Raw genomic sequence first — 12094 nt, forward strand, 5'->3', positions numbered from 1 at the left:
TCGGTGTCCGGTGTCCGGTGTCCGGTGTCCGGTGTCCGGTGTCCGGTGTCCGGTGTCCGGTGTCCGGTGTCCGGTGTCGGCTCGGTGGGTGCGGCGTCGGTTCATGGTGCTCCGGGCGGCGGGGCGGGTGCGCCCCACAAGTGGGTGGTGCCGCCGTCGTCGGCCAGGAGGAGCAGGCCGGCGGCGCTGGCCGACAGGTCGGTGCCGCCCGCCGCGGCCGTGGGCAGCGGCGCGGGGAGGGCTTGTTCCCGCCATTGCGCCCCCGCGTCGGTCGACTGCCACAGGTGGGCGGCCGCGCCGTCGTTGACCAGCGCGAGGACGGACGAGCCGTGCGCAGTCAGCGCGGCGACCGACGGCGGTCCCGTGGCGGTGACCGCTCGGGCGGCGGTGTTCGCGAAGCGGGCGAGCGGCGTGATGGCTTCGGCGTCGATCCGCCAGGCGGCGAACGTGCCGTCCGCGACGCCCGCCGCGACAGCCGCACCCCCGACCGCGACCACCCGTTCCGGGCTGCCGCTGCCATGGGAGTCGGCGCGCAGCGGGAGTTCCCGCCACCGGATGCCGTCGGGTGACGTCCAGGCCAGCGGGGTGGCGGGGACGCCCTGGCTGTACCCGACCAGGCGCCAGCCGTCCGCGACGCCCGCGGCGTCTGCCGCCCACGCCCGCCGCCGGTCGTCGTGCGCCAGCGGCGCCGCCGCCCGCAGGGTGAACGACGCCCCGTCGGGGGAGGTCCACGCCGCCGCGCCGGATACCCGGTTGCCGGCGAGCAGCCAGCCGCGCGGCCCGGCGGCCACCCGCCCGACGTTCAGCCCGTCCGCCCCGCCGTACAGCGTGTAGGCACTGACCTCCTCCGTCAGGACCCCGCCGACGGTGGACCAGGTGCTCGTCCGCGGGTACCCGTGTGCGCCGCCGGACTTCGCGCCGAGCGCCACCAGTGTCCCGCCGCGGCAGGCGGCGGCGTACAGCGTGTGCTCCGACCCGTACGTGGACCGCGCCCGCACCGGCACCGCCCGCCACGCCAACCCGTCGCCGCTGGTCCACAGCGCGGGCCGGGTACCGCCGGCGGCGTCGATCGTGGCGCCGGTGAGGTACCAGCGCCCGCAGTACGCCAGCGCCCGCCCCGCGGCCCGCCCACCGGTGACCGGCAGCGGCTCCGCCGCCCGCCAGGCGACGGCGACCGGCGCGGGCGGCGGCGGCGTGGGCGGCGGCCCACCGGCGGTGCAGCCCGCGAGCAGTACGACCCAGATCGGCAGGGCCCAGCGCAGCACGGCGTCCCGCCCGGGTCGGCCGGACGGCACCCGCCCGCCCGCCGAACCCCACCGGCGCGCCACCGGTGCACGCCGCGATCTCCCCGTCATGGCTCCACGTTAGAGCACCTGCCGCCATTCGAACACCTGTGCGATAGTCGTAGGCGTGTGGGTGCTGGAGCAGGGGCGCGCCGCCTACGAACCGGCGGCGGCCGGCGCCGTGTACCGGTTCGGGCTGGTCCTCGGCCTCCCCGTGCCCAGCGGCCTGTTCGCCGGCATCGGCGAGCCCGTCGCGGCCCCGGCCGGCGCCGCCGTGGTGACGGTGCACTGGCCCGCCGCCGGGTTGGCGGCCGCGGTCACCGGCGCCGTCCGGCACGCCGAGGAGCGCGGGGCGCGGGTCTGGCGCGTCCTCGCCGACGACTGGGTGACCGCCGCCGACATCGGCGTCCGCGTCCGGCGGTCGCGGGAGACCGTGCGGCGGTGGGCGAGCGGCCGGCTCGGCCCGCCCGGCTTCCCGCCGCCGCTGAACCCCGGCTGCGGCGTGCACTACTACAGTTGGGCCGAGGTGCGCGGCTGGCTGCGCGGCCCCGCCGGCATCCCGGTCGGCGACGAGCCGCCGGTCCTGGCCGCCGCCAACCTCGCCCTCCGCCTGCGGCGCACCATCGCGGACGTACCGGACGCCGGTCCGATCTGGGAACTGCTCTGGCCGGACTAGGTCACGCGATCCGCCGCCACTGCGTGTCGGTGACCACCACGTGGTCGAGGAAGCGCAGGTCGGTGGCGTTGGCGACGTCCGCGATCCGGGCCGTGGCCGCGCGGTCGGCGGCGCTGGGCGTCACGTCGCCGTCGGGGTGGTTGTGCGCCAGCGCGAACGCCGCCCCGTCCCGGCGCAGCACCGCGACGGCGATCTCCCGGATCGGCAGCAGCGTCCGGCCGGCGCCGCCCTCGCTGATCACCTCGCAGGACGTGACCCGGTTGCGGCTGTCGCACACGACCAGCGCGAGCCGCTCGCGGTTGCGGCCGTACAGCAGCGGCCCCGCGACGCTGACGATGTCCGACGTGCCGCGGATCACCGGGGGCGCGGTCGGGCGCTGGCTGCGCCGGGCCAGTTCGCCGGCCGCGGCGAGCAGGGCGGCCTTCGCCGGCCCGACGCCGTGGACCGTGGTCAGCTCGGCCGGGTGCGCCCGCGCCAGGGCGGCGAGCGAGCCGTACCGGGCCAGGAGCTGGGCGGCGAGCTGGTGCGCGCCCCGGCCGGGCGCGGCGCCGGTACCGAGCAGGATCGCCAGCAGCTCCCGGTCGGCGAGGGCACCGGGGCCGTGGGCGTGCAGGCGTTCACGCGGACGGTCGGTGGCGGGCAGGTCGGCGATCCGCATGCGCCGGACCATAGAAGGCCCGTACGACACACGTCACTGCCGATCCCCGGCACCCGGCCGCGGTGATCGATCTACGATGCGCCCATGGAGGTTGGCGCGGTCCGGCGCATCGGCATCATGGGCGGCACGTTCGATCCGGTGCACCACGGGCACCTGGTCGCGGCGAGCGAGGTCGCCGACCGGTTCGCGCTGGACGAGGTGGTGTTCGTCCCCACCGGCGAGCCGTGGCAGAAGACCAAGCGGTCGGTCAGCCCGGCCGAGGACCGGTACCTGATGACCGTCATCGCCACCGCCTCGAACCCGCGCTTCACCGTCAGCCGCGTCGACATCGACCGCCCCGGCCCGACGTACGCGGTGGACACGCTGCGCGACCTGAGGGCTACGTACGGCGAGAAGGCGGAGCTGTACTTCATCACCGGCGCCGACGCCCTCGGCCGGATCCTGTCCTGGAAGGACTCCGACCAGTTGTTCGCGCTCGCCCACTTCGTCGGGGTCACCCGACCGGGCTTCACGCTCAGTGACGCCCACCTCCCCGCGGACACGGTCAGCCTGGTTCAGGTACCGGCCATGGCGATCTCGTCCAGCGCCTGCCGGGAGCGGGTCGCCGCCGGCAAGCCGGTCTGGTACCTGGTGCCCGACGGCGTCGTCCAGTACATCGCCAAGCGGCGCCTGTACAGCGGCGTGTGAGAGGCTTGACCCCGTCGCCGGCTCGCGCCGGTCGTCGAGCCAGCCCCGGTACCCGTCGAGCCACGGCGTCCGTCGAGCCACGGGGCCCAGCCGAAGGAGAAGCCACCCGGTGCCCGCCGCATCCCCGCGCGCAGTCGAGCTAGCCACCGCCGCCGCTCAGGCCGCCGCGGACAAGAAGGCGCAGGACATCACGATCATCGACGTGGGCGACCAACTCGCCATCACCGACGCCTTCGTGATCGCCTCCGCGCCGAACGAACGCCAGGTCCAGGCCATCGTCGACGCCATCGAGGAGGCGCTGGTCGAACTGCCGGAGAGGGCCAAGCCCGTCCGCCGCGAGGGGGAGCGCGCCGGCCGCTGGGTGCTGCTGGACTACATCGACGTCGTCGTCCACGTGCAGCACAGCGAGGAGCGCGAGTTCTACGCCCTCGACCGGCTGTGGAAGGACTGCCCGCTCATCCCCTTCACCGACCGCGACGCCCCGGCCGCCGACCCGTCCGCAGCGACCGATCCGACCGCTGCCACCGGCCCGGCGGATGCCGCGGGCGCCGACTCGACCGACCCCGCCGGCGGCACCGGCGCCGGGCGCGGAGCCGGGGCGGACGACGCGCAGTGACCGCCGGCACTCTGATCGTCTGGCGGCACGGCAACACCGACTGGAACCGCGACGGCCGCGTGCAGGGCGGCTCGGACGTACCGCTCAACGACCTCGGCATCGCCCAGGCGGCCGCCGCCGCGCCGGCGCTGGCGAAGCTGGCGCCCACCGCGATCGTCAGCAGCGACCTGCGCCGCGCCGCCGACACCGCCGCCGCGCTCGCCGCGGTGACCGGCCTGCCGGTGCGGACCGATCCGCGCCTGCGCGAGCGGTCCTTCGGCGAGTGGCAGGGCCGGCTCATGTCCGACATCCGCCGCGAACACGCCGAGGTACACGCGCGGTGGACCGCGGGCGACCCCGACCCCGGCTGCGGCATCGAACCCCTCGACGCGCTGTCGGCGCGCGCCGACGCGGCGGTGCGGGCGGCCATCGACCCGGCGGGCGTCACCGTGGTCGTCACCCACGGCGGCACCGCCCGGTACGCCATCGCGGGCCTGCTCGGCTGGCCGGCGGAGGTCCGCGCCACCCTCGGCGGCCTCGGCAACTGCGCCTGGGCGGTGCTCGCCGCGCGCGGCGAGCGGTGGCAATTGCGGGCGTACAACACCGAGGTCGCGGCGATTGTCCCGCCCCGGCCCGCCGCCGCGGTCGGGGAACCGGCCGCCGGCCGATAGCGTCGTACCTGAATGTCCCATTCGCTTCGCCTCCTGCCGCCGTTGCTGGCCCTGACCCTGCTCACCGCGTGCGCCGGTACCGACCCGGGAACGCCCGGCGCGTCGCCGAGCCCCTCGCCGTTGACCACCGGCCCGACCGGCAAGCCGACCGCGAGCCCCGGCCTGTACCGGGGCACGGTCGTCCCCGGCGTCGAGGTCGGCTGCCGCATCCTGCAGACGACCGCCGGCTCGTACGTGATCCTCGGCGGCGACCCCGCCCGGCTGCGCGACGGCGCGCGGGTCACCGTGCGCGGCACGCTCGACCCCGGCACGGTGAGCATCTGCAACCAGGGCCCGATCCTGCAGGTGACCGAGGTGCTGCCCGCCCCGTCGGCGTCGTAGCCGCCGGCCGCGGTGCTCCCGTGCTGCGGAGCGCCGCGGCGCGACAAGTGGTACCACGCCGCGCGGCCCGGATCGGCGGTTATCCACAGGACGGTCGTTGTCCACAGGGGCCGGTGCGCGCCGACGCGCCGACCGCCGCGAACGGCCTACGGTGCCGGACGTGTCGCAGACCCCGTACCCGGACGAGCCGGGGACCCGCAGCCCGGACCGGCCCGTGCACCGACCCGGCGGTCGGTTCCCGGCCGATCCGTGGGACGAGGACGACCACGACCCGGACCCCGCGGAGCCGGACCGGCCGATCCACCGCCCCACGCGGGGAGGGATCGCTGCCGGCGTACGCACGGTCCGGCCCGATGCGTCCGAACAGCCGGTAGCCCCGCCTCCGGCGGCGCGGCAGTGGGTGGACGGCAGGTCTGCCGTGGACCACCCCGGCGCCCCCTCCGTCGACGCCGCTCGGTCCGAGCCACCGGGCTGGGCGTCGGGTTTCGGCGATCCGGCGGGTCGGGCGCTGGATGGGCATCGGGATGCGCTGGGTGGGCATTGGGGTGCGTTGGTGGACCGGGGTGACGGCCGACTCGGGGATGCCCGTGGGCGCTCCGGCCGAGTGTCCGAAGAGTTCGATCACTTCCCCGCCGCGGCGGGCGGTTCGGCGGCCGCGGCCATCGGCGCGGGTGCGTTCGATCCGCCACCGGGGCGGTTGCTCGATCCCGGACGGCGGGGCCTGCGTGCGCTCGCCGTACTCGCGGTGATCGTGCTGCTGGGGGCCGCGGCGTTCGCCTGGTTCGGCCGTCCCGAGGTGGAGCAGGCGGCCGAACCTCCCGCTGCCGTACTCCCGGTGGAGGCAACTCCGTCCGCCGCGGCCCCGGCGCCCGTCGGAGCCACCCAGAGCACCGAGGTGGTTGTTTCGGTCACCGGCCGCGTCCACCGGCCGGGGCTGGTGCGGCTGCCGCCCGGCGCGCGGGTGGCCGACGCGATCAGCGCCGCCGGCGGGGTACTGCCCGGTACGCCGATCACCTTCCTCAACCTCGCGCGGCGGGTCACCGACGGTGAGGCGATTCTCGTCGGCGTCACCCCGCCGCCCGGTTCGGTCGACCCGCCCGGCGGCACCGGCGGCCCTGCGTCGGGTGGTACTGCGTCGGGTGGCGCTGCCGCCGGCGGGGCCGGCGTGCCCGGCGGGAAAGTCGATCTCAACCGGGCGACCGTCGCCCAGCTCGATGCCCTACCCGGCGTCGGCCCGGTACTGGCCGCCCGGTTGGTCGAGTTCCGGGATCGGAACGGCGGCTTCCGGAGCGTCGCGGACCTGCGCCGCGTCGAGGGCATCGGCGGCACCCGGTACGAGCGGCTGAAGGACCTGGTGACCGTATGAGCACCGGCGTGCGCGGCGGGCTCGGCCGGCAGGCTGGGGTACCGGCCGGGACTGCCCCGCCGCGGCAGCGGTGGGTGGATCGTGGGCTCGCGCGACTGTTGCGACGACCGGACGAACCTGCCGCCACCCCGCAAGGCGCAGGTCGGCCGCCGCCCGACCTGCGGTTGGTGACCGCGGCGCTCGGCGTGTGGCTGGCGTCGGCCGGTGCCCTGTACGCCGACGTGTGGCAGGCGGGGCTGATCGCACTGGCGGCCGGGGTTCTGGCCGCCGTATTCGGCCTGATGGCCCGGCGGGTGGCGGGCGGCGTCGAGCGGGTGGACGACCACCGGAACCCGCGAACGGGTCGGATGACCCACGACGCACGGGATGCCCGCGGCGCACAGCGGAGTCACGGTTCGCGGGAGCGGTCGGGGTTACCGACCTCGACGCCCGGCCGGAGCGGTGGACCGGGCACGATCGCTCGGGGCTTCGCCGGTGCGCTCCGAGAAATGGGGATGGCCGGTCGCGGGTCCTCCGCCGTCGGCGCCCGCGGGTCTTCCACCACCGCGGGCGCCGGGTTGCGGGTGTTGGTGTGGCGGATCGGCGCCGGCGGCTGGTGCTGGGGTGCGTTGGCCGCGCTCGCCGGTGGCGCGGCCGTCGGCGCCGGCGTGACCGCGTTCCGGGTCGCCGAACGGGACCTGCCCATCGTCGTCGACGCCGCGGCGCACCGCGAGCGCGGCGATGTCGAGCTGACCGTCACCGACGATCCACGCCGCGTCGACGACGGCGTCGGCCCCGCCACGCTCCTCGTACCCGCGGACCTGACGCATGCCCGCCTCACGGGCGGCGCCGTCCGGCTGCGCGTGGCGGTCGTGGTGTTCGCCCAGCATCCGGCCTGGCGCGACCTGCTGCCGGGCCAGCGCATCCGGGCCGGACCGGTACGGTTCGACCGGGCCCGCGGCGGCGACCTCACCGCCGCCACCCTGACCACCGACGCGGCGCCCGAGCGACTCGGCGCGGCACCGTTCGTCCAGCGGGCCGCCGGCCGGCTCCGCGAGGGGCTGCGGGCCGCCTGTGCCCCGCTCCCGGACGATCAGGGTGGCCTGCTGCCCGGCCTGGTCCTCGGTGACACGAGCCGGCTGCCGCCGGCCGTCGCGGCGGACTTCCGGTCGACAGGCATGACGCACTTGGTCGCGGTGAGCGGCAGCAACGTGATGATCATTTTGGGGGCGGTGCTGCTGGCCGCGCGGTGGGGCCGTGCCGGTCCGCGGGTGTGCGCACTGGTGTGCCTGGTGGCGTTGGTCGGGTTCGTGATCCTGGTCCGGCCGTCGCCGAGCGTCCTGCGCGCCGGGTTGATGGGGGCGATCGGGCTGCTCGCTCTCGCCGTCGGTCGGCGACGGGTCGCGGTACCGGCGCTGGCCGCCACGGTCATCGCGTTGGTGGTCGCCGATCCGGCGCTCGCGGTCCGGGCCGGCTTCATCCTGTCCGTGGTCGCCACCGCGGCGTTGATCCTGCTGGCGCCCGGCTGGCGGGACGCGCTGCGGCGCCGCGGTGTGCCCGCCGGGATGGCGGAGGCGCTGGCGATCCCCGCCGCGGCCCAGCTCGCGTGCGGGCCGGTGATCGCGGCGCTGGCCGGTACGGTCAACCCGGTCGCGGTCGTGGCGAACCTGCTCGCCGCGCCCGCGGTCGCCCCCGCCACGGTGATCGGCGTCGTCGCCGCGCTGGTGGGTCCGCTCGCCGCGCCGGTTGCGGGGCTGCTCGTGTGGGTCGCGCAGTGGCCGGCGTGGTGGCTGGTGACCGTCGCGCGGGTCGGTGCCGACCTGCCGGGCGCGGTCCTGCCCTGGCCCGCCGGCGCCCCGGGTGCCGTCCTGCTCGCCCTGCTCACCGGGGCGCTGCTGATCGCCGGGCGGTACGCCGCCGTCCGGCGGGTGGTCGCGGTGGTGACGGCGGCCGGGGTGCTCGGCGCGGTACCGGTCCGGCTGGTGGTCAGCGGCTGGCCGCCGCCGGGCTGGCTGGTCGTGGCCTGCGACGTCGGACAGGGCGACGCGCTGGTCCTGCCGGTCGGCCGGCGGGATGCGATCGTCGTCGACACCGGACCGGAGCCGGCCGCGGTCGACCGCTGCCTGCGCGCCCTCGGCGTCCGCCGGGTCCGGCTCCTGGTGCTCAGCCACTTCCACGTCGACCACGTCGGCGGCGTCGCGGGCGTGACCCGCGGGCGGGTGCTCGAGGAAGTGGTGGCCCCGCCGCCGGCGGAGCCGGCCGCGGGGCGGCGATTCGCCGCCGCCGCGCTGCCGGTCGCCGTCGGGGCCGCGCCGGCCGGCTGGTCGCGGCGCATCGGCGAGGTGGGGATGGTCGCGCTCGGGCCGGCGGCGCCGCTGCGCGGTACGCGGTCCGACGCGAACAACAACTCGCTGATCCTCGCCGCCACCGTGCGCGGGGTGTCGATCCTGCTCACCGGCGACGCGGAGGAGGAGCGGCAGCGCGACCTGCTCGCCGGTACGCCGCCCGCGCTGCTGCGCGCCCGGATCCTGAAGGTCGCCCACCACGGCAGCGCGTACCAGGACCCCGCCTTCCTGGACGCCGTACGGCCGACGGTCGCGCTGATACCGGTCGGCAGCGGCAACCGGTACGGCCATCCTCATCCGTCGATCCCGGCGCGTCTGCGCCGCGCCGGCGCCGCGATCGCCCGGACCGATGTGGACGGTGATGTAGCGGTTACATCACGCAGCGGCGTGGTGGGGATCGCGTTCCGCGGGCGCGCGCCGCCCACCCGGTAGGGGCGATGCCGCACCGTTGGTGCGACGTCACGGCTGCGACGGGCGCGCGGCTGCGCGGGGGCGTGCGACGATGGCGGGGTGAGTACGTCGCCCCCGCCGCCCCTGCTGCTCGTCCTCGGCGACGAGGAGCTGCTCGTCGGCCGCGCGATCGAGGCGGCGCGCGCGAGCAACCCCGACGGGGACGTCGTGGAGTGCGAGGGCGGCGGCCTGGAGGCCGGCGCGGTCGCCGAGATGCTCAGCCCCTCGCTGTTCGGCGGGCGGCGCGTCGTCATCGTCCGGGCCGGGCAGGACGCCCGGAAGGACGCCGCCGCCGCCCTGCTCGCGTACGCGGCGGCGCCCGATCCGGAGTTGAGCCTGGTCGTCGCGCACGCCGGCGGGGCGAAGGGGAAGGCGCTCGCCGACGGGCTGCGCAAGGCCGGGGCGACCGTCGTACCGGCCGCGCGGATCACCCGGCATCGCGACCGGGTCGACTTCGTCCGCGAGGAGCTGCGTCGACTCGGCGGCCAGGTCTCGCCCGACGGCGCCGACGCGCTGGTGGAGGCCGTCGGCAACGACCTGCGCGAGTTGGCCGCCGCCTGCGCCCAGCTCGTGACGGACACCACGGGGCGGATCGGCGCCGACACGGTCGCCCGGTACTACCGGGGGCGGGCGGAGGTCAGCGGCTTCACCGTCGCCGACGCCGCGGTCGTCGGCGACCTGCCGGGGGCGCTGGCCGCGCTGCGCTGGGCCATCATCGTGGGCGTCGACCCGGTACCGATCGCGGACGCGCTCGCCGACGGCGTCCGTACCGTCGGGCGGGTGGCCTCGGCCGGGCGGGGGAGCGCCCACCAGCTCGCCGGTTCGCTCGGCCTGCCGCCGTGGAAGATCGAGCGGGCGCAGCGGCAGGCCCGCGGCTGGACGCCCACCGGCATCGCGGTCGCCATGCGCGCGGCTGCGGACTGCAACGCGGCCGTCAAGGGCGGTGCGGAGGACCGCACGTACGCGCTCGAGCGGGCCGTCGCGGCCGTCGTCGCGGCGCGCGATGCCACCGGTCGGGGGCGCTGATGCCCGATCTGACGCGCTTTCTGCCGCCGCGGCGGGCGGCGTTCACCTGGTACACCAGCCTGCTGCGGATCCGGCACCTGCGGCTGACGGGGTTCCGCGGGATGGTGTTCGGCGAGGGGTCGATCCTGCTCGGTCTGCTGCTGGCGTTCGCCGAGGTGGCGCCGTGGTGGGGGGCCATCGCGATTCCGGTCGCCGTGGGGGCGATGGTCAAGCTCCAGGATCTCCTGCTGGATCTGCTGGCCACGGGGGGTCCCGCGGGCGCCGGTACGACCTCGGGCGGGTTCGACGCGGTGGTCGGTGGGCCGGTCCGCGCGCCCCGGTTGCCGCGTGGGCGGCGGGCGGCGCGGTCGCCGGTGCCGGACGAGGAGCTGCCGCCGGCCGTCGACCCCTATGCGGGGTACGACGTGGCCGGGCCGTATGCGGTCGGTGTCGGTGTCGCGTTCGGTGACGTTGTCGCGGGTGGCGCGCGGGTGGCGGATGGCGTCGGCGTCGGCCCGGCGGCGCGGGTGAGTCGGGGCGGCACGGGGGCACGCGCCGGCGTTGCCAGCCACGCAGCGGCCGAGGTCGACGAAGCGGAAGCGGCGCACCGGAGCCGGGGCATCCCGCGCGAGAGCCCGGGCCGGGACCTCCTGCGGGGGAGCCGGGACGGGGAAGCGTCGCGGGGGAGCCGGGGCCGGGAAGCGCCGCGGGGAAACCCCGGCCGGGAAACGCCGCGGGGGAGCCCGGATCGGGAAACGCCGCGGGGGAGCATGGACCGGGAAACACCGCGAGGGAGCACGGACCGCGAGGTGCCGCGGCGAGGACGAAGTCGCGACGCTTCGCGGGCGAGTCACAGTCGCGGTGCACTGCGGGGGAGTCAAGGCCGGGACGTGTCGCGGGAGAGCCCGGACCGAGCGTCGCGGGAGGGTCCGGAGCGAGCGATCCGGGAGAATTCGGAACGAGTGTCCCGGGAGAGCCCGGGGCGAGTGTCGCGGGAACGCTCGGAGCAGGACGAGCCTCGGTGGAATCGGGACGTGCTGCGGCGGGGCCGGAGCCGGGACGTGTCGCCGGGCCCGGAGCGGGACATGCTATGGGAGAACCGCACCGGTCGGCGGGGCGGGGGCGAAGAGGCCGGGCGGCGGGGTCGAACCGCCGTCGGTACCGGGAGTGAGCCGGGGCACGGTCGGCTCGATGCGTTCTCGGATCCGGCCGCGGTCCCGGACCGCGTCGGTGACGTTCCGGGCGGCGACGGGCGCGGCCGGCGCGGCGCCGCGCCGGCCGGCGCGGGACCGGTGGAGGTCGGGCCGGGCTCGGCGGACGTCGGGCCGGGACCGGTGGAGGTCGGGCCGGGCTCGGCGGACGTCGGGTCGGGATCGGCGGAGGTCGGGTCGGGCGGGCATCGGCGGCGGTCGGAGTCGGGCGAATCGGGGTACCGAGCCCCGGAGGCCGGGGCGATCGCCGACAACACCGGCAGCGGGGATGCGTTCTTCCGCGATGCCGTCGGTGAGGTGGTCACACCCTCCCGCTCGCACACCGACCACGTCGGCGGATCCGTGGTCGCGGGTGATGCGGCCGGGTGGTCGGTGGCTGGATCGGGGCGGCATGCGCGAGTCGACGGGGCGCCGGCGTGGGTGGCGTGGACCTCCGGGTCGTCCGGCGCTGCGGATGGGTCCGGGTGCGGCGAACCGTATGGGGGTTCCCGGGCGGACAGCGTCGGGCGGGCCGCGGTGCCGGGTGCGGGCAGTGACGCGGACGGCGGGCTACCGCGGGGGGCGAAGTGGCGTGCGGTGGACACCGGGAGCCCTGCCGCGAACCCACCCGACGGCGGGGGAGCCGACAACCGGAACGACGTGAGCGACGAACGGGAGCGGTGGCCCGAGGGCAGGGGCCGGGCGACGGAGGGGCGTGACGGCGGGCCGGGTGCTGATTCCGGCGAGGCCCGCGTGATCGGTCCGCGGCCGGTGCCGGCGGTCGAGCAGCCGGCGGACCAGTACTGGC

The 12094-nt window shown here is 76.9% G+C and carries 9 protein-coding genes and 1 pseudogene; 8 read left to right on the plus strand and 2 right to left on the minus strand.

Annotated elements, in window-relative coordinates; translation table 11 throughout:
- Positions 1-101 precede the first annotated feature (101 nt).
- Entirely contained in the window at positions 102-1355 is a 1254-nt protein-coding gene (locus IEY94_RS00105; RefSeq protein ID WP_189167925.1) for a hypothetical protein, read from the minus strand.
- A 61-nt stretch (positions 1356-1416) separates the two neighbouring features.
- On the opposite strand from IEY94_RS00105, the gene IEY94_RS00110 reads away from it, so the two are divergent.
- On the plus strand, positions 1417-1959 hold the full coding sequence (locus tag IEY94_RS00110) for a hypothetical protein (RefSeq protein WP_189167926.1): 543 nt from the start codon (positions 1417-1419) through the stop codon (positions 1957-1959).
- A 1-nt stretch (position 1960) separates the two neighbouring features.
- Here IEY94_RS00110 and IEY94_RS00115 read toward each other — a convergent pair whose 3' ends face one another.
- The gene (locus IEY94_RS00115) at positions 1961-2617 is read right to left on the minus strand and encodes a JAB domain-containing protein (RefSeq protein ID WP_189167927.1); all 657 of its coding nucleotides are present in this window, start codon (positions 2615-2617) and stop codon (positions 1961-1963) included.
- An 84-nt stretch (positions 2618-2701) separates the two neighbouring features.
- Here IEY94_RS00115 and nadD point away from each other — a divergent pair, with 84 nt between their 5' ends.
- The 7 genes and pseudogenes from nadD to holA all read left to right on the plus strand — a co-directional run bounded on the left by nadD (position 2702) and on the right by holA (position 10117).
- Positions 2702-3304 (plus strand): nicotinate-nucleotide adenylyltransferase, encoded by a 603-nt coding sequence (nadD, locus tag IEY94_RS00120; protein ID WP_189167928.1) that lies wholly within the window; start codon positions 2702-2704, stop codon positions 3302-3304.
- A gap of 109 nt (positions 3305-3413) precedes the next feature.
- Positions 3414-3809 (plus strand): annotated as a pseudogene (gene rsfS / locus IEY94_RS00125) (ribosome silencing factor); the annotation flags it as partial.
- 107 nt (positions 3810-3916) lie between these two features.
- Positions 3917-4570 carry a histidine phosphatase family protein gene (locus tag IEY94_RS00130; RefSeq protein WP_189167930.1) on the plus strand — a complete coding sequence of 218 codons (654 nt, stop codon included), beginning with the start codon at positions 3917-3919 and terminating at the stop codon, positions 4568-4570.
- Between the two features lie 12 nt (positions 4571-4582).
- Entirely contained in the window at positions 4583-4951 is a 369-nt protein-coding gene (locus IEY94_RS00135; protein WP_189167931.1) for a hypothetical protein, read from the plus strand.
- 418 nt (positions 4952-5369) lie between these two features.
- The gene (locus tag IEY94_RS00140) at positions 5370-6317 is read left to right on the plus strand and encodes a ComEA family DNA-binding protein (protein WP_229783199.1); all 948 of its coding nucleotides are present in this window, start codon (positions 5370-5372) and stop codon (positions 6315-6317) included.
- 347 nt (positions 6318-6664) lie between these two features.
- The gene (locus IEY94_RS00145) at positions 6665-9073 is read left to right on the plus strand and encodes a ComEC/Rec2 family competence protein (RefSeq protein ID WP_373291199.1); all 2409 of its coding nucleotides are present in this window, start codon (positions 6665-6667) and stop codon (positions 9071-9073) included.
- Between the two features lie 78 nt (positions 9074-9151).
- Positions 9152-10117: a DNA polymerase III subunit delta gene (gene holA / locus IEY94_RS00150; RefSeq protein ID WP_189167933.1), complete on the plus strand. Its 966-nt coding sequence runs from the start codon at positions 9152-9154 to the stop codon at positions 10115-10117.
- The last annotated feature ends 1977 nt before the right edge of the window (positions 10118-12094 follow it).

The sequence above is a fragment of the Pilimelia anulata genome (genome assembly GCF_014647895.1).
GTDB classification, from domain to species: domain Bacteria; phylum Actinomycetota; class Actinomycetes; order Mycobacteriales; family Micromonosporaceae; genus Pilimelia; species Pilimelia anulata.

Coding starts and splice junctions, on each gene's coding strand:
- IEY94_RS00105 (WP_189167925.1), bottom strand. CDS start 1,355: ATGACGGGGAGATCGCGGCGTGCACCGGTGGCGCGCCGGTGGGGTTCG.
- IEY94_RS00115 (WP_189167927.1), bottom strand. CDS start 2,617: ATGCGGATCGCCGACCTGCCCGCCACCGACCGTCCGCGTGAACGCCTG.
- nadD (WP_189167928.1), top strand. CDS start 2,702: ATGGAGGTTGGCGCGGTCCGGCGCATCGGCATCATGGGCGGCACGTTC.
- IEY94_RS00135 (WP_189167931.1), top strand. CDS start 4,583: ATGTCCCATTCGCTTCGCCTCCTGCCGCCGTTGCTGGCCCTGACCCTG.
- IEY94_RS00145 (WP_373291199.1), top strand. CDS start 6,665: ATGACCCACGACGCACGGGATGCCCGCGGCGCACAGCGGAGTCACGGT.